Origin of the sequence: Gryllotalpicola protaetiae (assembly GCF_003627055.1) — a bacterium.
Classification (GTDB): domain Bacteria; phylum Actinomycetota; class Actinomycetes; order Actinomycetales; family Microbacteriaceae; genus Gryllotalpicola; species Gryllotalpicola protaetiae.
This window is the reverse complement of sequence record NZ_CP032624.1, coordinates 853,187-872,075: the sequence shown is the minus strand read 5'-3', so window position 1 is coordinate 872,075 and position 18,889 is coordinate 853,187. Positions and strand designations below refer to the sequence as shown.

At 71.6% G+C, this 18,889-nt stretch carries 15 protein-coding genes; 6 read left to right on the top strand and 9 right to left on the bottom strand.

The window, feature by feature from the left end:
- Positions 1-14 precede the first annotated feature (14 nt).
- Genes D7I44_RS04345 through D7I44_RS04325 form a run of 5 tightly spaced genes read right to left on the bottom strand, consistent with a single transcriptional unit; the run spans position 15 to position 8,335 of the window.
- Positions 15-1,010 carry a zinc-binding metallopeptidase family protein gene (locus D7I44_RS04345; protein WP_120788359.1) on the bottom strand — a complete coding sequence of 332 codons (996 nt, stop codon included), beginning with the start codon at positions 1,008-1,010 and terminating at the stop codon, positions 15-17.
- Between the two features lie 9 nt (positions 1,011-1,019).
- Complete coding sequence (locus D7I44_RS04340) at positions 1,020-1,898, bottom strand: transglutaminase family protein (protein WP_120788358.1); 879 nt, start codon at positions 1,896-1,898, stop codon at positions 1,020-1,022.
- Positions 1,899-1,900: 2 nt separating this feature from the next.
- On the bottom strand, positions 1,901-4,417 hold the full coding sequence (locus tag D7I44_RS04335; RefSeq protein WP_120788357.1) for a circularly permuted type 2 ATP-grasp protein: 2,517 nt from the start codon (positions 4,415-4,417) through the stop codon (positions 1,901-1,903).
- Positions 4,414-7,692: a transglutaminase family protein gene (locus D7I44_RS04330; RefSeq protein ID WP_120788356.1), complete on the bottom strand. Its 3,279-nt coding sequence runs from the start codon at positions 7,690-7,692 to the stop codon at positions 4,414-4,416. The genes D7I44_RS04335 and D7I44_RS04330 overlap by 4 nt, the downstream gene beginning before the upstream one ends.
- Before the next feature lie 40 nt (positions 7,693-7,732).
- The gene (locus tag D7I44_RS04325) at positions 7,733-8,335 is read right to left on the bottom strand and encodes a helix-turn-helix domain-containing protein (RefSeq protein ID WP_120788355.1); all 603 of its coding nucleotides are present in this window, start codon (positions 8,333-8,335) and stop codon (positions 7,733-7,735) included.
- A gap of 191 nt (positions 8,336-8,526) precedes the next feature.
- On the opposite strand from D7I44_RS04325, the gene D7I44_RS04320 reads away from it, so the two are divergent.
- From D7I44_RS04320 to D7I44_RS04300, 5 genes are all read left to right on the top strand, one after another.
- Entirely contained in the window at positions 8,527-10,101 is a 1,575-nt protein-coding gene (locus tag D7I44_RS04320) for an NCS1 family nucleobase:cation symporter-1 (protein WP_120788354.1), read from the top strand.
- Positions 10,102-10,126: 25 nt separating this feature from the next.
- Positions 10,127-10,885 (top strand): aspartate/glutamate racemase family protein, encoded by a 759-nt coding sequence (locus tag D7I44_RS04315; RefSeq protein ID WP_181445599.1) that lies wholly within the window; start codon positions 10,127-10,129, stop codon positions 10,883-10,885.
- A gap of 95 nt (positions 10,886-10,980) precedes the next feature.
- Entirely contained in the window at positions 10,981-12,183 is a 1,203-nt protein-coding gene (locus D7I44_RS04310) for an amidase family protein (RefSeq protein WP_120788352.1), read from the top strand.
- A gap of 74 nt (positions 12,184-12,257) precedes the next feature.
- Entirely contained in the window at positions 12,258-13,442 is a 1,185-nt protein-coding gene (locus D7I44_RS04305; protein WP_120788351.1) for a pyridoxal-phosphate-dependent aminotransferase family protein, read from the top strand.
- Complete coding sequence (locus D7I44_RS04300; RefSeq protein WP_120788350.1) at positions 13,439-14,671, top strand: allantoate amidohydrolase; 1,233 nt, start codon at positions 13,439-13,441, stop codon at positions 14,669-14,671. The genes D7I44_RS04305 and D7I44_RS04300 overlap by 4 nt, the downstream gene beginning before the upstream one ends.
- Before the next feature lie 16 nt (positions 14,672-14,687).
- Here D7I44_RS04300 and D7I44_RS04295 read toward each other — a convergent pair whose 3' ends face one another.
- Entirely contained in the window at positions 14,688-15,266 is a 579-nt protein-coding gene (locus D7I44_RS04295; protein WP_120788349.1) for a nucleotidyltransferase family protein, read from the bottom strand.
- Between the two features lie 36 nt (positions 15,267-15,302).
- Here D7I44_RS04295 and uraH point away from each other — a divergent pair, with 36 nt between their 5' ends.
- Positions 15,303-16,130: a hydroxyisourate hydrolase gene (uraH, locus tag D7I44_RS18675; RefSeq protein WP_342768598.1), complete on the top strand. Its 828-nt coding sequence runs from the start codon at positions 15,303-15,305 to the stop codon at positions 16,128-16,130.
- A 7-nt stretch (positions 16,131-16,137) separates the two neighbouring features.
- Here the strand turns inward: uraH and D7I44_RS04280 are convergent, their stop codons facing one another.
- Genes D7I44_RS04280 through allB form a run of 3 tightly spaced genes read right to left on the bottom strand, consistent with a single transcriptional unit; the run spans position 16,138 to position 18,835 of the window.
- Entirely contained in the window at positions 16,138-16,641 is a 504-nt protein-coding gene (locus tag D7I44_RS04280) for a nucleoside deaminase (protein ID WP_120788348.1), read from the bottom strand.
- Positions 16,638-17,504, bottom strand: coding sequence for a factor-independent urate hydroxylase (gene pucL / locus D7I44_RS04275; RefSeq protein WP_120788347.1), 867 nt, complete (start codon positions 17,502-17,504; stop codon positions 16,638-16,640). The genes D7I44_RS04280 and pucL overlap by 4 nt, the downstream gene beginning before the upstream one ends.
- Positions 17,504-18,835, bottom strand: coding sequence for an allantoinase AllB (gene allB / locus D7I44_RS04270; protein ID WP_120788346.1), 1,332 nt, complete (start codon positions 18,833-18,835; stop codon positions 17,504-17,506). The genes pucL and allB overlap by 1 nt, the downstream gene beginning before the upstream one ends.
- Positions 18,836-18,889: the final 54 nt, after the last annotated feature.

Genomic DNA, 18,889 nt, shown 5'->3' with positions numbered 1-18,889 from the left:
GAGGCGGATGCCTGTCACGGCGCGCTCCTCGGCGGCCGCAGCGACGCCACGAACTCGAGCTTGTCGAGCACGGGGGCGGCGATGACGAACGGGTACAGGTCGTCCTTGCCCATCGAGCGGTTGATCATGTTGAGTGCGGTCGACAGCGGCACCCAGACATCCGTCACGAGCTGCCGGAACGGCATCTGCCAGTCGATCGGGTCCACGGAGATCAGGCCGTAGGCCGCGGCGGTCTCGACGGTGTCGCAGATGTGCAGGTAGTGCGCCCAGGTCTCGGCGAAATCCTCGAACGGGTGCATCGTGGCGTAGGCCGAGATGAACGAGTCGCCCCAGCCCTCCGGCGCCCCCGACGCGTAGTGCCGGTCGATCGACGCCTGGTAGTCGGCGGTCTCGTCGCCGAACAGGCGGCGGTACTCGCCGCGGCGGGCATCGTCGACGAGCAGCCAGTCGAAGTAGTGGCCGACCTCGTGCCGGAAATGGCCGAGCATCGTGCGATAGGCCTCGTCGAGCGAGTCGCGCACGTGCTCGCGGTGCGCGGCGTCGCCCTCGGCGAGGTCGATCGTGACGACTCCCGAGTCGTGGCCCGTCACGACCGCCGTGTCGCTGCTCGACAGCAGATCGAACGACAGCCCACGCGCGGGGTCCTCATCGCGGCTGATCAGCGGGAAGCCGAGCCGGTCGAGCTCGACGATGAGCTGGCGCTTGGCGCGCTCGGCGATCGGGAGCTCGGCGACCCCCTCGACGTCGGCGTCGTTGGGGCGCGTGCGGGTGAGCCCGCAGCTGAAGCACAGCCCGCCCGGCGTCGCAGTCAGCCACGTGCAGCCCGAGAGGTTGAGGTTGGCGCACACGTGCCACAGGAATCCGGCCGCATCCGCATACGTGCCGGTCTCGTCGAGCGGCACGATGTCGTGCTCGGCGCGCGAGTAGGCGAGCGCGGTGCCGCACGAGACGCACACCGAGTTCTCGAAGTACAGGGGGCTGCCGCACACCCGGCAGGAGAAGGACCTCATGCCTGCCCGTTACCCGCGCGGCGCCACATCGACCGCGACACGCAGGGTCGACTTCGTGGCCTCGGTGAAGATGACGCCCTTGAGCGGTGCGACGTCGCCGTAGTCGCGGCCCCACGCGACCGTGACGTAGCGCTCGCCGGCGCGCTGGTCGTTCGTCGGGTCGACGGCGAGCCAATCGCCGGAGCCGGGGACCCAGACGGCGAGCCAGGCGTGCGAGGCATCCGCCCCGACCACGCGCGGCTTGCCGGGCGGCGGGTCCGTCGCGAGATAGCCGCTCACGTAGCGGGCTGCGAGCCCATGGCTGCGCAGGCAGGCGAGGGCGAGGTGCGCGAAGTCCTGGCAGACGCCCGCCCGCTTCTTCAGCGTGTCCGCGACGGTGCTCGTCACGGTCGTCGCGGTCGGGTCGTAGTCGAAGTCGGCATGGATGCGCGACATGAGCTCCGCCACCGCATCGCCGAGCGGGCGGCCACGGGCGAGCGAGCGCGCCGCGTAGTCGCGCGCGGCGCCGACGTGCTTCGCCCCCGGCGACTCGAGGGCGAACTCGGTCGCGGCCCACGCGCCCGGAGCGCCGGGCTCGGCGAGCGGCCGCGCGAGCTCCCACGGCTCCTCGAGCGCCGCCTGGTCGTACCACGGGGTCATCGTCGTGATGTCGCTGACCGCCTCGACGATGAGCTTCTCGTGCCCGTCGGTGACGTGGAAATAGCTGAGCGTGTTGCCGAAGTAGTCGAGCTGCACGCTGACATCGTCGGGCAGCGGGTCGACCATCACCGTCGCGGAGTGCACCTCCTGCCAGGGCAGCTGCCGGGGCACGAGATGCGCGATGCCGAGGCTGTCGCTGACCTCGTCGTCGTAGGAGTACTCGGTGCGGTGCGAGACGCGGTATCTCATGCTCACCCCATCACCTCGACGAAGGTGCGCGCGGCGAGCGGCAGGCGCGGCGGGCCGCCCGTCAGGTGGAGTGCGGTGATCGCGTCGGAGATCTGCGTGAGCTGAACGGATGCCTCTGCCAGGAATCCGTCGAGCGCATGCCTGCCGTCGCCCTGCGCCGCGACGAGCTCACCGACGCTCTGGGCCTCGACCGCAGCGCGCAGCTCGTCGACGAGCCGCTCGGGCCGGGTCGAGCCCGTCGACAGCGGCAGACCCTGGAGGTGGAAGCGGAGCCTCGCGAGCGCGAACAGCAGAGAACGCGGGTTGTCGGGCTCGGCGAGCAGCAGCTCGAGCACGCCCTGCGTGCGGGCGCGACCGCGATACCGGCGGCGGTAGGTGACCGAGCTCTCGGCCGCCGTGAGCACCGCCTCGAGCACGGACCGGTCGAGCTCATGGGCCGTCGCGGGCGCGAGAGCGGAGCCGAGCAGCGAGCACAGCTGCAGTGCGCGCTCGAGATAGCGGCCGGCCTCGATCGCGTGCCAGGCGCTGTCGCGCATCATGCTCGCGGTGACGCCCTGGAACGCGAGGATGCCGGTGAGCAGTTGCTCGGCGGTCTCGGCGATCTGGCGACTGCGGCGGCCGCCGCGCAAGGCGCGCAGCGCGCGCTCCGACGAGCCGAACAGGCGCCACGTGTCGCCGGAGAGCTGGTCGCGCACACCCTCGAGCGCGCCGCGCATGCGGCCGAGCGAATGCGTCGCGCTTCCCGGTCGCTCGGCGTCGAGCAGGACAGACCGCAGCTCGTCCTCCGGTCCGTCCCACCAGTGGCCGGTGAGGCGCTGCAGCGCGCTCATCAGCTCGGCCGCGCCGACGCCCGCGACGGCGGGCTCGAGCGGGCTCGGCGGGGTGAGGCGCACGTGCGCCTCGAGCACGATGCGCAGCAGGTCCTCGGTGCGCTCGGCGTAGCGACCGGCCCAGAACATGTCATCGAGTGCGCGCGGCGCTGGTACGGGCACGGATGCCACGACCGGAAGCGGCGCGACGGCGGCGAGCCCCTGGTCGGAGTCCTCCGCGTCGGCCTTGAGCACCCACACGTCTTTGCTGATCAGGTTCGCAGCCGCCCGGCCAGAGACGGTCGCGATACCGCCGAACAGAGGCCGGTACGCCGAGTGGTAGTCGACGGTGAAGGTGCGCAGCACGAGCGGCTGCGGGGTGGCCTCGTCGCCGGCGGCGCCAGACCAGACCGGGCCCTGCGACAGCGGCAGCCGCTCGATCACGACGTGCCCGCACGGGTCGGCGCGCAGCAGGGCGGCCCTGCGACCCGGGGTGCGGGCGGTCGTGCGCGAGCCGTCGAGCCGGCGCAGGCCGAGGGTCTCGTCGCCGTCGTCGAGGCGCGTGAGCACGCTCTCGAGCGCGTCGGGGTCACCGCCCCACCACGCCGATGCCGACGGCAGCCGCAGCTGCTCGCCGAGCAGCGCCTCGCACACGGCCGGCATAAACGCGTGCAGGGCCGGGTTCTCGAGGACCCCGGCGCCGAGCCCGTTGATGAGCCGCACGCTTCCGCGCCGCACCGCCTCGACGAGCCCGGCGACGCCGAGTTGCGAGTCGCCGCGCAGCTCGAGCGGGTCGCACCAGTCGGGGTCCACGCGCCGCAGGATCACGTCGACGCGCTCGCTCGGCGACGCACGCGGCCAACCGGCCGGCTTGACCCACACCGCGCCGTCGCGCACGACGAGGTCGTCGCCCTGCACGAGCGGGAACCCGAGGAGATTGGCGAGGGATGCCTGGTCGTACGCCGTCTCCGAGTGGGTGCCAGGCGACAGCACGACGACGAGCGGCTCGTCGGAGCCCGACGGCGCGGCGTTGAGCAACGTTTCGCGCAGCGCCGTGTAGTACGGCTCGAGCCGGTGCAGCTCGGCCTCGCGGTACAGCTCGGGCAGCACCCGCGAGATGACGCGGCGGTTCTCGACCGCGTAGCCGAGGCCGGACGGGGCCTGCACGCGGTCGCCGATGACCCGCCACTCGCCCTTCGCGTCGCGGCCGAGGTCCGTTCCGGCGATGAGCAGTGGCCGCTTGTCGGCGGCCTCCGGCCGGCCCGAGGCCGCGGCACGCGTGTAGCCGCCGTGGCCGAACACGGCCGCGGCGGGGACGAGGCCCTCTGCCAGCATCCGCCGCTCGCCGTAGAGATCGACCAGCAGGGCGTTCAGCAGCTCCGCGCGCTGCGCGAGACCCACCTCGAGCCTCGCCCAGGCAGGCGCGTCGATGACGAGCGGCACCGGGTCGAGCTGCCATGCCCGCGGGCTCTCGCCCGCGCCGGCGTACTGCACGCCGTCATCGGCGATGAAGCGCGCGATCTCGTCCTCGACGCGGCCGAGCGCCTCCGGCGTCAGCTCGACAGCGGCATCGGCGAGGCGCTTCCAGGGTGCCCGCAGCGATCCGTCGGGGTCGATGACCTCGTCGAAGCGCGCCACAGACTGCCCGCCAGGTGCGAAGGGCAGGGTCGGCTGCGTGAGCGCCGCGGCGTAGTCGCGCAGGACGCTCACTCGGCGACGGCCCGCCGCAGGTCGAGGGTGTGCGGGTAGTCCGCGGTCGCGGCGCGCAGACCGGCCTCGCGCAGCTGCGCGACGTCGATGCGGCCGGCCGTGTGGCCGCGCGGCTCGAAGCGGCTCGCGCGGCGCGCCTCTGCCTCGTTCGCGTTGATCGGCGGGCGCTCGTAGTTGCGGCCGCCGGGGTGGACCACGTGGTACGTCGCGCCGCCGAGGGCGGCCGAGGCGTCCGCATCGATCACATCGAAGGTGAGCGGCGCGTGCACCGCGATCGACGGATGCAGCGCGGACCACGGCTGCCACGCACGGTAACGCACCCCCGCATAGTACTCACCGGGTCGCCCCGAGGCCGTGAGCGGCAGGGCCGCGCCGCCGACCGCGACGAGGTGGCGCGCGGGGTCGAGGCCGCGCACCCGCACCTGCATGCGCTCGATCGACGAGTCGACGTAGCGTGCGGTGCCGCCGCTCGTCGCCTCTTCGCCCAGCACGTTCCACGGCTCGATGGCCTGGCGCAGCTCGAGCTCGATGTCCTCCCCGGCGCCGCTGATGCGCGTCACCCCGACGCGCGGGAAGCGGAACTCGACGAACGGGTCGAGCCAGCCGGTGTCGAACGGGATGCCGGCCGCGCGCAGATCGGCGACCACCTCGGCGATGTCGTTCGCGGCGCCCTGCGGCAGCAGGAAGTCTTCGTGCAGCCGCGTGCCCCAGCGCACGAGCGGCTCTTCGTACGGCTTCTCCCAGAACATCGCGACCAGGCTGCGCACGAGCAGCGCCTGCACGAGCGCGAGCTCGGGGTGCGGCGGCATCTCGAAGCCGCGCAGCTCGAGCAGGCCGAGCCGACCGCGGCTCGAATCGGGGCTGTACAGCTTGTCGATGCAGAACTCGGCGCGGTGCGTGTTGCCGGTGAGGTCCGTGAGCAGGTGGCGCAGCGCGCGGTCGACGAGCCACGGCCGGGTCTCATCCCCGAGCCGCTCGGCGTGCGCCTGCATCCTGCGCACCTCGGCGATCGCGATCTCCATCTCGTAGACCGCCTCGGGCCGCCCCTCGTCGAAGCGCGGCGCCTGGCTGGTCGGGCCGATGAAGCGGCCGGAGAAGAGATAGGACAGCGACGGATGCCGCTGCCAGTAGCTCACGAGGCTGACCAGCAGGTCGGGCCGGCGCAGCAGCGGCGAGTCGATCGGCTGGGGTCCGCCGATGGTGATGTGGTTGCCGCCGCCGGTGCCCGTGTGCAGCCCGTCGAGGTCGAACTTCTCGGTCGACAGGCGCGCCTGGCGCGCCTGCTCGTACAGCTCGAAGGTGAGTGCGCGCTGTTCGGCCCAGCTCGAGGTCGGTTGCACGTTCACCTCGATGACGCCCGGGTCCGGGGTCACGACGAGCTGGGTGAGCCGCGCGTCCGGCGGCGGGCCGTAGCCTTCGAGCACGACCGGGACTCTCAGCTCGGATGCCGCGAGCTCGACGACCTTCAGCAGCGAGGCGTACGCCTCGAGCGTCGTCGTGGGCGGCAGGAAGACGTGGACGTGCCCGTCGCGCGCCTCGAAGGAGACGGCGGTGGTGGCTGCGCCCGCCGGGTCAGCGAGGCGCACGCGGGGGATGCTCGCCTCGAGCGGCTCGCCCGCCTCGAGGTATGACGGCTCGCCGGGGTAGTCGGGGTCCTGCCAGGCGATCGCGTCGAGCGGCAGGCGCAGGCCCGCAGGGCTCGTGCCGGGGGAGAGCACAAGGCGGCCGCGGCGGAAGCGCCAGCGCGGACTCGTCCACTCGTCGTTGTCGGTGGTCAGCGGCAGCACCCACGCCGTGGGTGTGTCGGTGAGCAGGTCGAGCGCGGCGATCTCGGCAGGCGTCCGCGGGTCGTCGGACTTGGGCTTCGGGCCGGACGGCAGGCGGCGCTCGGCGGCGAGCACCGCGAGCGGGTCCTCGAAGGCGCCGAGCAGCTGGGTCGTCGGCAGGCCGAGGAGCTCGGTGACGCGGGTGCCGAGGGCGGCGGCTTCGGCCGAAGCATCCGCATCGATCGACTCACCCCACGGGTCGGCAAGCAGCGCCGGGTCGCCCCACAGCGGCTCGCCGTCGGTGCGCCACTGCAGCGCGATGTTCCAGCGCGGCAGCGGCTCGCCCGGGTACCACTTGCCCTGGCCGCGGTGCACGACGCCGCCCTGGGCGTAGACGCCGCGCAGCCGCTCGGCGAGGTCGTTCGCGAGTGCGCGCTTGTGCGGGCCGTCTGCGTCGGTGTTCCACTCGGCGCTGGTCGCGTCGTCGAGCGCGACGAAGGTCGGCTCGCCGCCCATGGTGAGGCGCACGTCGCCGCGGGCGAGGCGCTCGTCGACGGCTTCGCCGAGCGCGTCGATGCGCTGCCACTGCTCGGCGGAGTAGGGCTTGGTGGTGCGCGGGTCCTCATGGATGCGCCGCACCTCGTTGTGGAACGAGAACGTCACCTCGACCGGGTCGGTCGCGCCCTCGATCGGTGCCGCGCTCGACGGATGCGGGGTGGCGCTGAGCGGGATGTGCCCCTCGCCCGCGAACAGCGCGCTGGTCGGGTCGAGGCCGACCCAGCCCGCACCGGGGATGAACACCTCGGCCCAGGCGTGCAGGTCGGTGAAGTCTTTCGCCGGGCCGCTCGGGCCGTCGAGGGACTCCTGGTCGGCAGCGAGCTGCACGAGGTAGCCCGAGACGAATCGGGCGGCGAGGCCGTACTTGCGCAGCAGGGACACCAGCAGCCACGCGCTGTCGCGGCACGAGCCGATGCCGCGCGCGAGCGTCTCGTCGGGCGTCTGCACGCCCGGCTCCATACGGATGTCGTAGGCCACGTCGTTGTACACCGCGGTGTTGAGCGCGGCGAGGAACTGCACGGTCGGCACGCCGCCCTCGGTGAGCGGGGGGAGCGCGGCCTTCCAGGCATCCGTCGCCTCGCTCTGCTCGACCGGCCGCAGGTAGGGCGCGAGATCCGCGCGCAACGCGGGCGCGTACTCGAAGGGGAATCGCTCGGCGTACTCCTCGATGAAGAAGTCGAGCGGGTTGATGACCATCAGGTCGGCGACGATGCCGACGGTGATCTCGAGGTGGCTGACCTTCTCGGGGAAGACGAGACGCGCGAGCCAGTTGCCGAACGGGTCCTGCTGCCAGTTGATGAAGTGGTTCGCGGGGCTCACATCGAGCGAGTACGCCTCGATCGGTGTGCGGCTGTGCGGCGCGGGCCGCAGGCGCACCACATGAGGGGCCACGTTCACGGGCTTCGCGAACTCGTAACTCGTGTAGTGCTCGAGCGCGACCTTGATCGACATGTGCACAGTCTTGTCGCCGTGTGTTGCGGGGCGATTACGGCTAGCGCGCCTCGGGGTGCACGATCAGCCAGACCGCGACCGCGGTCTCGTCATGAGGGTTGGCGATCAGGTGCGGGGTGCGGCTCGGGTAGGTGATCGAGTCGCCCGGCTCCAGCTCGACGGATTCGTCTTCGAAGCGGATCGTCAGCGTGCCCTGCGTCACGTTCCCGACCTCGTAGCCCTCGTGCGTGTGCAGCACCGCCTTCTCATCGCCGGAACTTCCCGGCGGGTAGGTCGACTCGAAGAAGTCGACGCCCTGCATGTGCGAGGGGGAGAGGCGGCGGTAGACGACCCCCGTGCCGAGCTCGAGCGGATCGGGCCGAGCGGTCGACCGGGTCACGACGACCCGGTCGTGGGGAGCATGGGCGACGGATGCCACTGGCCGGTCCTCGAACGCTTCCGAGAGCGGCACGTCGAGCGCTGTGATGATCGCGAGCAACCGGTTCACGGAGGGCTGCAACGCGCCGCGCTCGATCTGGGACAGTGCGCTCGCGGAGATCTCGAGCTCGGCGGCGAGCGATCTGAGCGAACGCCCCGACTGCTCGCGCAACTCGCGCAGGCGCGCCCCAAGGCGCTCAGGGCTGGCGAGATCGGGGGTGTCCACGCGCTCACCATATCCGCGCTCGTCCCGCGAAATCCGCAGGAAAAGTGTGAAGCCATCGCTTTACACACCTTTTACACGAGCGAAACGGGCCGTCGGCGATGCGGCCGTAGCTTTCTGGCATCCGCTCATGTGAAGTCATCGCTTCACATTCGCTCCCCGCCCCGCTCCACTCTTTCCGGAAGGCTCACGCCATGTCAGAGTCAGTAGCTTCACCGCCCACCAAGCCGCACGACCTGCTCGAAGCGGCCGGCCTCCCAGAGGGCGCCGGCATCGTCGCAGCCGAGTACGACCCACGGCTCGCCAACGAAGACCTCGCACCGCTGAAGAAGCAGAACTGGTCCTGGTACAACATCTTCGCGTTCTGGATGTCGGACGTGCACTCGGTCGGCGGCTACGTGACCGCCGGCAGCTTCTTCGCACTCGGCCTCGCCGCGTGGCAGGTGCTGCTCGCCCTCGTCGTCGGCATCGTCATCGTGTTCTTCCTCGCGAACCTCATCGCCAAGCCGAGCCAGAAGGCGGGCGTGCCCTACCCGGTCATCAGCCGCTCGGTGTTCGGCGTGCTGGGCGCGAACGTGCCGGCGATCATCCGCGGGCTGATCGCGGTGGCCTGGTACGGCATCCAGACCTACCTCGCCTCTGCCGCTCTCATCATCGTCGCGCTCAAGCTATGGCCGAGCCTCGCTCCGCTCGCGGACGTGCACCAGCACGGCTTCGCCGGCCTCTCGACCCTCGGCTGGATCACCTACGGCATCCTCTGGGTCGCCCAGGCCGCCGTGTTCTGGACCGGAATGAACACGATCCGCCGCTTCATCGACTTCGCCGGCCCGGCCGTCTACGTCGTGATGCTCGCCCTCGCGATCTACCTGCTGTCGCGCGCCGGCGGTTTCGGCCACATCAATTGGAACCTGAACCCGTCGCTGCACCTGTCGGCCGGTAAGCAATGGGCGGTGTTCATCAGCGCCATCGCGCTCACCGTGTCGTATTTCTCGGGGCCGCTGCTCAACTTCGGCGACTTCTCGCGGTACGGCAAGACGTTCACGTCAGTGCGCTGGGGCAATTTCTGGGGCCTGCCGGTGAACTTCCTGTTCTTCTCGATCCTCACGGTCATCACCACCGCGGCCACCGTGCCGGTGTTCGGGAAGATGATCACCGACCCGGTCGAGACCGTCGGCAGCATCGACTCGACGTTTGCGATCATCCTCGCGGCGCTCACCTTCACGGTCGCCACGATCGGTATCAACATCGTCGCGAACTTCGTCTCGCCCGCGTTCGACTTCTCGAATGTCTCGCCGAAGCGCATCAGCTGGCGCATGGGCGGCATGATCGCCGCAGTCGGCTCGGTGCTCATCACGCCGTGGAACCTGTACAACAGCCCGTCGACGATCAACTACACGCTGAACACCCTGGGCGCGGTCATCGGCCCCCTGTTCGGCGTGCTGCTCGCCGACTTCTACCTGGTGCACAAGCAGAAGGTGTTCACGGACGACCTGTTCACGCTGAACCCCTGGGGCAAGTACTTCTACAAGAAGGGCTTCAACCCGAACGCCATCATCGCGACGGCGATCGGTGCCGCGATCGGGCTGCCGATCGTGCTCGTGCCCGCCCTCGGCTCGGCGGTCGGCGACTACTCGTGGTTCATCGGCTGCGCCGTCGGCCTCGTCGCCTACTGGGTGGCCGAGAAGCTCAACCCGATCGTCGCGCCGACGCTCGCCGAGGCTCCGCAGTCGGCTGAGATCCCGGTCGTCGCCGGGCTGGTGGCCGAGTAGTCCCCCTTTTCCCTACGCAGATCGGATGCCTGCCGCCGTGCACCTGCGCGCGATCAACCCCAACACCACCTCGTCGATGACCGCCGCCATCGGGCGGGCCGCGCTCGCCGCGGCCTCCGCTGGGACGACGGTGACCGCGGTCAATCCCGAGATGGGCCCCGCCTCGATCGAGAGCCACTACGACGAGGCGCTCGCCGTGCCCGGTCTTCTCGCGGAGATCGCGCGTGGCGAGGCCGACGCCGTCGACGCCTACGTGCTGGCATGCTTCGGCGACCCTGGCCTCGACGCCGCCCGCGAGGTGGCGTCGGGGCCGGTGGTCGGCATCGCCGAGGCGGCGATGCACCTCGCCACCCTGCTCGGGCGGCACTTCAGCATCGTCACGACTCTTCCGCGCACGATCGGTCGCGCGGAGGAGCTGGCGGAGCGCTACGGATTCTGGGGCGCATGCTCCGGCATCCACGCGGTCGACATCCCGGTGCTCGATCTCGAGCTGCCCGGCTCGGACGCGCGCCGCCAGACGGCGGACGAATGCCGGCGAGCTCTGCGCACGGACGGCAGCGACGTGATCGTGCTCGGCTGCGCCGGCATGGCGGATTTCTGCGCGGAGGTGTCTGCAGAGCTTGGTGTCCCGGTGATCGACGGGGTGGCAGCCGCGACACGCCTCGCCGAGTCGCTTGTCGCGCTCGGGCTCTCGACGAGCCGCCGCGGCGAGTACGCCCGACCGCCGCTCAAGGAGTATCGCGGCGCGCTGGCCGAGTTCTCGCTGTCGCCTGCGGCGTGGTGAGTCGCCGCGCGCCGACTACGGAGTCGACGTCGTCACGGGGGCGACTTGCGTGCGATGACTCCGTACTCGACGGCGGTTCGCGAGATGATCAGAGCGTGGACACCCCCCGCACGCCCATCGACACCACCGTCTGGCGCCTCACCGGAGCGCCGCTGCTCGCGGGCACGGGCGTCGGCCCGCTCGCCGGCATGACCGTCGCGGTCAAGGACCTCTTCGAGCTGCAGGGCGCCGCGGTCGGCGCGGGTGTGCCCGACTACCTGGCGGGCCAGAGCCCGGCCGCCGTCACCGCCCCCGCCGTCACCGCCCTGCTCGACGCGGGCGCCGATGTCGTCGGCATCGCCCAGACCGACCAGTTCGCGTACTCGATCGCGGGCCGCAATGCGGCGTACGGCACCCCGCCCAACGCCGCCGTCCCCGGCGCGCTGCCCGGCGGCTCGTCGAGCGGTCCGGCCGCCGCCGTCGCGCTCGGCGAGGCGACCGTCGGGCTCGGCACCGACACCGGCGGCTCGATCCGCGTGCCGGCCTCGTACCAGGGGCTGTGGGGCCTGCGCACGACGCACGGCGCAGTGCCGGTCGACGGCGTGCTGCCGCTCGCCCCCTCCTACGACACGGTCGGCTGGCTCACCCGCGACGCCGACACGCTCGCGACCGTCGCACGAGTGGGGCTCGCGAACGCTCCGCAGCACGCCGGGGACATCCGCTTCGCTCTTGTCGACACGCAGTCGGCCGGGCTGCCTCACGAGCTCGACAAGCAGTTCCGGCACACGGTCGATGCGATGATCGCGGCCGGCTTCGACGTCGACGAGGCGGTCGACCCCGGCGACCTCGCCGACCTCTCCGAGCTCTACCGGGTGACCCAGGCGCACGAAGCGTGGCGCAGCCACGGCGAGTGGGTCAGCGCTCACCCGGGCGCGCTCGGCGCCGACATCCAGGCGCGCTTCGACGCGGCCGCGCTGATCACGGCCGCCGAGGCGGCCACAGCCCGCGAGGCGATCGCCGCCTTCCGCATCAGCTTCGACGAGCAGGCAGAGGGCCGCGTGCTGCTGCTGCCGGCCGCAGCGTCGGCCGCGCCGCCCGCCGACGCGCCGCCCGCCGACCTCGAAGCGGTGCGCGCCGCGACCATGCGCCTCACCTGCATCGGGGGGCTCACCGGCCGCCCCGCGCTCTCAGCCCCGCTCATGCAGCTCGCCGGCGGCCCGGTCGGGCTGTCGCTGATCGGGGCGAGGAACACCGATGTCGCGCTCGTCGAGCTTGCGGCATCCGTCGCCGACTCACTCAACGGAAAGGCAGCCGCGTGACCGCGCAGACCCCCCAAGCGCAAAGTGCGCGCCTGCGTTCCACGCAGGCTGTCCACCCGCCCCACCGCCTCCTGATGGGCCCGGGACCGATCACCGCCGACCCACGGGTGCTGCGCGCGATGTCAGCCGCGCTCGTAGGTCAGTACGACCCGGCGATGACGGCCTACATGGCCGAGACGCAGGAGCTCTACCGGGGCGTCTTCCGCACGGCGAACGCCGCGACGCTGCTCGTCGACGGCACCTCGCGCGCCGGCATCGAGGCCGCTCTCGTCTCGCTCATCGAGCCGGGCGACCGGGTGCTCGTGCCGATCTTCGGCCGCTTCGGCTTCCTGCTGCAGGAGATCGCGGCGCGCTGCGGCGCCGACGTGCACACGATCGAGCGCGAGTGGGGCACGGTCTTCCCGCCTGAGGAGGTCATCGCCGCCCTCGACGCCGTGCAGCCCAAGCTGCTCGCGCTCGTGCACGGCGACACGTCGACGACGGTCGCGCAGCCGCTCGCCGAGATCGGCGCGGCCTGCCAAGAGCGTGGCGTGCTGTTCTACACGGACGTCACGGCATCGCTCGGCGGCAACGAGTTCGAGACGGATGCCTGGGGCGTCGACGCCGCGACGGCCGGCCTGCAGAAGTGCCTCGCCGGCCCGTCCGGCTCCTCGCCGATCACGCTCAGCGACCGCGCCGTCGCGGTGATCGCCGCGCGCAAGAGCATCGAGGCCGGCATCCGCGATGCGGACTCGCAGGTGGTCGCGCACCCCATCCGCTCGAACTACTTCGATCTCGGCCAGATCCTCGACTACTGGGGCGAGAAGCGCCTCAACCACCACACCGAGGCGACCTCGATGCTGTACGCCGCCCGCGAGTGCGCCCGCCTGCTCGTCGAGGAGACCATGAGCGTCGCCGTCGAGCGGCACGCGCTGCACGGCGGGGCGATGGCAGCGGGGCTGGCGGGGCTCGGCCTCGAGCTGTTCGGCGATCAGGACCACCGCATGAACAACGTGATCGGCGTGTTCATTCCGGCTGGGGTCGAGGGCGAGGCGGTGCGCGGCGCGCTGCTCGCCGACTACGCGATCGAGATCGGCACCTCGTTCGGCCCCCTGCACGGGCGCATCTGGCGCATCGGCGTGATGGGCTACAACGCCCGCCGTGACACGGTGCTCACCACCCTCGCCGCGCTCGAGCAGGTGCTGCGGCGCGCGGGCGCCGCGGTGCCCGCGGGCGGCGGGGTCGACGGCGCGCTCGCGTATTACGGGAGCGCCGAATGAGCGCGGCCGAGCGCATTATGGCGCGGGCCGACGAGCTCGGGGCCATCAGCGAGACCGACGGATTCCTCACCAGAACGCACCTGAGCGACGCCCACCGCACCGCGGCGAAGCTCGTCGCCGGCTGGATGCGCGAGGCCGGTCTCGCGGTGTCGACGGATGCCGCCGGCAACGTCTGCGGGCGCATCGAGGGCGCCGCACCCGATCTGCCGGCCGTCGTGCTCGGCTCGCACATCGACACCGTGCCCGACGCGGGGAAGTACGACGGGCCGCTGGGCGTGCTGCTCGCGATCGAGGCGGTCGCCCGGCTCCGCGCGGAAGCGGGCGCCCTGCCCTTCGCGCTCGAGGTGGTCGCGTTCAGCGACGAGGAGGGCACCCGCTTCGGCAGCGCCCTCTCGGGCTCGCGCGCGTTCGCCGGCGCGTGGGACGACGCGTGGTGGGACTACGCCGACGCTGACGGGAAGACGCTGCGCCAGGCATCCCTCGACTACGGCCTCGACCCTGCGCGCATCGGCGACGCGGCGCGCATGCCGCGCGAGATCGTCGCCTACCTCGAGGCGCACATCGAGCAGGGGCCGTACCTCGAGCAGGCCGGCCTGCCGCTCGCGATCGTCTCGTCGATCGCCGCGGCGCGCCGCTTCACGATCGAGATCACGGGGCACGCGGGTCACGCGGGGGGCACGCCCTACGAGCTGCGTCGCGACGCGCTCGTCGGCGCCTCTGAGCTCGTCGTCGAGATCGAGCGGATCGGCCAGGACCTCGAGGTGATCGCGACGGTCGGCAGGCTGCAGGCCTATCCGGGCGGCGTCAACGTGATCCCGGGCCGCGTCGAGCTGAGTCTCGATCTGCGGGCCGAGTTCGACATCGACCGCGATGACGCGTGGGCGCGCATCCAGGAGACGGCCGACGAGATCGCCGCGCTGCGCGACCTCGAGTGGTCGGCGACCGAGATCTACCGCGCCGACGCGGTCGCGTGCGACGACGAGCTGATGGCCGCCGTCGAGGCGAGCATCGCGGCCGCCGGGGTCGACGACCCGCTCACCCTGTGGTCGCGGGCGGGCCACGACGCGATGGCGGTCGCCGACGTCGCGGACATCGGCATGCTCTTCGTGCGGAACGGGAACCAGGGCGTGAGCCACAGCCCCGACGAGATCGTCACGGTCGACGATGTGGCGGTCGCGCTCGACGCCTTCGAGGCGACGGTGCGCGAGCTGGCGAAGCGGCGCGGCTGAGCAGGCATCCGCCCCGTCAGCGCACGTCGATGTCGCGGCCCGACCACAGGTCGCCCGCCTCGATCTCGCGCACGCCGTGCTCGCGCAGGTACTCGCGGCCGCCCGTGTCGCCGTGGAGCGTGCCGCTGAAGTCGGCCCAGTGCTGGCGCCCGACGATGACGGGGTGACCGGGGCGCCCCGCGAACACGGCCTGCCTGAGACTCGTGATCTTCACCCCGCTGAGCAGGCGCTTCACGACAGCGACGGGCAGGTCGGGCAGGTCGACGAGCGTGATCGCCGCCGATGACACAGAAGGCGGGGCGGATGCTTCGAGGTGCCGCATGGCTGCGCGCAGAGACGTGCCCATGCCGTCGGTCCAATGCGACTCGACGACGGTGTGCACACGCGGGTCGCGCGGCACCAGCTCGCGCGCCTCGGCGGCGGAGGCGCCCAGCACGACGGTCACCTGCGAGCAGCCGCCGTCGAGCAGCTTCTCTGTTGCAAGCTGCACCCATGGGGTACCGTCTGCGGCGCGCGCCAGCGCCTTCGGAACGCCGTAGCGCGTGCCCGCGCCTGCGGCGAGCACGACTCCGGCGGAGGGGAAGGTGATGGCCATAGATAAGGTTATAGCGGCATCCAGAGGAGGTCGCTCATGGCCGGAAACCCGATCACCGCCGACGAGCTGCGGCCCGTGCTTCCCGACGCGCTCGGCGTCGCGCGCTGGGTCGACGAGATGGTCGCGGGCGCGCCATACGGCGACGTCGACCTGCTCGTCGAGCACGCGCGCGCGGTCGCGACGCCGCTCAGCGCGGCAGAGCTCGATGAGGCGCTCGCCGGCCACCCGCGCATCGGCGAGCAGGGCGATCGGATGTCTCAGGCCGAGCAGGCCGCTCCCGACGCCGACGACGCGGAGCTCGCGGTGCGCATCGCCGAGGGCAACTGGGAGTACGAGCAGAAGTTCGGTCGCGTGTTCCTGATCAGGGCCGCAGGGCGCACGCGCGCCGAGATCCTGATCGAGCTGCGCCGCCGGCTCGCGCTCGATGCCGAGACCGAGCTCGCGACGGCCGTCGAGCAGCTGCGCCAGATCATGGAACTGCGGCTGCGCACCTTCTTCAGCGCGGTGGCGCTGCCGACGGCATCCGACCGCTCGCACATCACCACGCACGTGCTCGACACAGCCCGCGGCCGCCCGGCGCCGCGGGTGCCGGTGCGGCTCGACGCGTTCTCGGAAGGGCAGTGGCACGAGCTCGGCCGCGGCATCACCGACGAGGACGGGCGCATCGCCCAGCTCGGGCCCGCTCAGGTGCCGGCCGGACGCTACCGCGTCGTGTTCGACACGGCGGCGTACTTCGCCACGCAGGACCTGATCTCGTTCTTCCCCGAGGTCGCGGTCGACTTCGAGGTGTGGTCGGTCGAGGAGCACTTCCACATCCCGCTGCTGCTGAGCCCGTTCGGCTACTCGACCTATCGCGGCAGCTAGGCGTCCGCTAGTACGCGACCTTCCCGTCGTTGCGGTTCCACAGCTCGAACGGCTCGGCGGCGTCTGCGGTGCGCAGCTCCTGCACCACGGGCAGCGTCCAGCCGTCGCGCGGCTGCGCGAGCAGCTCGTAGAACTCGTGGTCGTCGAAGCCGGCGGCCGCGGCATCCATCTTGTTGGCGGCGAACACGATGCGGTCGACGCGACCCCACAGTGCGGCCGAGATGCACAGCGGGCACGGCTCGCACGAGGTGTACAGCGTCGTGCCCGCGAGCAGGAAGGTGCCGAGCGCGCGGCCCGCCGCGCGGATGGCCTCGACCTCGGCATGCGCGGTCGGGTCGTTGTCGCGCGTGACCCGGTTCTGACCGGTCGAGAGCTGCTGGCCGTCCTTCACGATGATCGCGCCGAACGGGCCGCCGCCGTCACGCACGTTCTGCTCGGCCAGACGCACGGCGGCGCTCAGCCAGCGCAGGTCGTCTGCGTGGTGCAGCGCGGCTGCGGAATCCGTGCTCATGCCCGGCTCACCGTCGCCTCGATCAATCCGTACGGCCGGTCGTCGGCGTGGAACACCTCGTTGTCGTTCGGAATCGGCTGCGCGACCGTGAAGCGGGTGAAGTCATAGAGGAAGTGGTGCTTGTTGGGCGCCGTGAGCTTCACCTCGGCGATCTCGGGCACCGCGTCGAGTGCCGCCTGCCCCATCTGCCACAGCGTCTGCTGCAGGGCGAGCGAGTGCCAGGTGGCGAAGGTCGAGACGAGCGCGGTGCGGATCGTGACGAACGCCGCATCCCAGTCGGCCGGAACGGCGCTGAAGCGCCAGGTCACGTCGAGGGACGTCGCCAGAATGCGGTCGTCGGTCTCGCCGAGCGTCGTGTACTCGTCCTTGTGGAAGCCGTGGAACTCGCTGCCGGTGGACTTGAGGATCACCAGGTCGACGACCCCGCCGGTCACCTCGACGGTCTGCTCGGCGCCCGTGCCGGTTGCGACGACGCGCACCGTGCGCCGCTCGGGCCCGCGCTTGACCCACGTGTGGTCGTGCTCCGCGCCGTCGATCACCACCCGGTCCCACGCGTCGACGAGCACGTCGATGTCGGCAGCGGTCGCGTACGGGTCGGAGTCGACGAAGTGTCGGCCGAGCGCGATCGCGTAGTCCTCGACCGCGCCCTCGCCGTGCGTCTTCGCGAAGGCGAATGCCGTGTTCTTCTGCGTGTCGGTGGGCAGCACCTTCGACTGGTCGCCGCTCAGATAGGCATCCGCGAAGTCGCCGCGCAGCGCCGTCGTGACCGTGAGGTCCCTGATCTCGTGCCGCGGGGTGTCGCGGTAGATGCGCACGAGGTGGATCTCGCCCTTGCCGTACTGGTTCGCGCTGAGGGTGTACATCAGTCGTCCTTCCTGGCGATCAGTTCGCCCGCGGGGTGGTCGTCGCCGATCGGTTCGCCGCGCAGCCAGGTGGTGCGCACCTCGCCGCGCAGGGCGCGGCCCTGGTAGGCGGTGATCGGATTCTTGTGCTTGAGCGCCGCCGCGTCGACGGTGAACTCCGCCTCGGGCGCGAACACGACGAGATCGGCGCGGATGCCCGGCGCGATGCCGCCCCGGTCGGCGAGGCCGGCGAACGCGGCCGTGTTGGCCGACATCCAGCGCACGACGTCGGCGAGGGGAACGCCGCGGTCGCGCGCGGCGGTCCACACGGCGGGCAGCCCGAGTTGCAGCCCTGCGATGCCTCCCCAGGCCTGACCGAAGTCATGGCCGCGGGTCTTGAGCTCGATCGTCGAGGGCGAATGGTCGCTCACGACGAGATCCAGCGTCCCATCGGCCAATGCCGCCCACAGTGCGTCCTGGTTGGCGCGCTCGCGGATGGGCGGCGCGCACTTGAAGCTCGTGTCGCCGTCGTCGATCTCGTCGGCGGCCAGCGTCAGGTAGTGCGGGCAGGTCTCTGCGGTGATGCGCACGCCGTCGGACTTCGCCGCGCGCAGCAGCGGCAGCACCTCGGCGCTCGAGACATGCACGATGTGGGCGCGCAGCCCGGTGCGCCGGGCGACGTCGATGACCCGGGCGACGGCTGCGGTCTCTGCCACGTCGGGGCGTGACGAGAGGTAGTCGGCGTAGTCCCCGCCGCCGGCGTGGTCGTGCAGGTGGCCGGCGTCTTCGGCGTGCACGAGCAGCAGGCCGTCGAACGCGGCGAGCTCGCGGGCTGCCTGCTCGAGCTGCTCCTGATCGAGGTGCCGGAACTCGTCGACGCCGGTCTCAGCGAGGAAGCACTTGAAGCCGAATGCGCCCGCGTCGTGCAGGGCCCGGAGCTCGCCCGTGCCGAGATTGTCGGGTACCGCACCGCCCCAGAAGCCGACGTCGACGCGCACCTGATCGCGCGCGGCAGCCTGCTTGGCGCGCAGCGCGGCGACGGTCGTCGTCGGCGGGATCGAGTTCAGCGGCATGTCGATGACCGTGGTCACGCCGCCTGCGGCCGCGGCGGCCGTGGCGCTCGCGAAGCCCTCCCACTCGGTGCGACCGGGCTCGTCCGCGTGCACGTGTGTGTCGACGAGGCCGGGCAGCAGCACCTCGTCGTCAGCAAGGACCAGGTCGGCGCGGGCGTCGAGTGCGGCATCCGCCTCGAAAATGCCCGCGATCAGCCCATTCGAGATCGCGACGGATGCTTCGCGCTCCCCATCGGGCGTCACGATGCGGCCCCTGATCACGGTGTCGAACTCGGCCATACGGCTCATCTAATCGCGTGCGCGTTGCGGGCCGGTTACGACGGGGTTCCGGCG

Coding starts and splice junctions, on each gene's coding strand:
- allB (WP_120788346.1), bottom strand. CDS start 18,835: ATGGCCGAGTTCGACACCGTGATCAGGGGCCGCATCGTGACGCCCGAT.
- D7I44_RS04305 (WP_120788351.1), top strand. CDS start 12,258: ATGGGCCCGGGACCGATCACCGCCGACCCACGGGTGCTGCGCGCGATG.
- pucL (WP_120788347.1), bottom strand. CDS start 17,504: ATGTACACCCTCAGCGCGAACCAGTACGGCAAGGGCGAGATCCACCTC.
- uraH (WP_342768598.1), top strand. CDS start 15,303: ATGGCCGGAAACCCGATCACCGCCGACGAGCTGCGGCCCGTGCTTCCC.
- D7I44_RS04295 (WP_120788349.1), bottom strand. CDS start 15,266: ATGGCCATCACCTTCCCCTCCGCCGGAGTCGTGCTCGCCGCAGGCGCG.
- D7I44_RS04320 (WP_120788354.1), top strand. CDS start 8,527: ATGTCAGAGTCAGTAGCTTCACCGCCCACCAAGCCGCACGACCTGCTC.
- D7I44_RS04340 (WP_120788358.1), bottom strand. CDS start 1,898: ATGAGATACCGCGTCTCGCACCGCACCGAGTACTCCTACGACGACGAG.
- D7I44_RS04315 (WP_181445599.1), top strand. CDS start 10,127: ATGCCTGCCGCCGTGCACCTGCGCGCGATCAACCCCAACACCACCTCG.
- D7I44_RS04280 (WP_120788348.1), bottom strand. CDS start 16,641: ATGAGCACGGATTCCGCAGCCGCGCTGCACCACGCAGACGACCTGCGC.
- D7I44_RS04345 (WP_120788359.1), bottom strand. CDS start 1,010: ATGAGGTCCTTCTCCTGCCGGGTGTGCGGCAGCCCCCTGTACTTCGAG.
- D7I44_RS04330 (WP_120788356.1), bottom strand. CDS start 7,692: ATGTCGATCAAGGTCGCGCTCGAGCACTACACGAGTTACGAGTTCGCG.
- D7I44_RS04300 (WP_120788350.1), top strand. CDS start 13,439: ATGAGCGCGGCCGAGCGCATTATGGCGCGGGCCGACGAGCTCGGGGCC.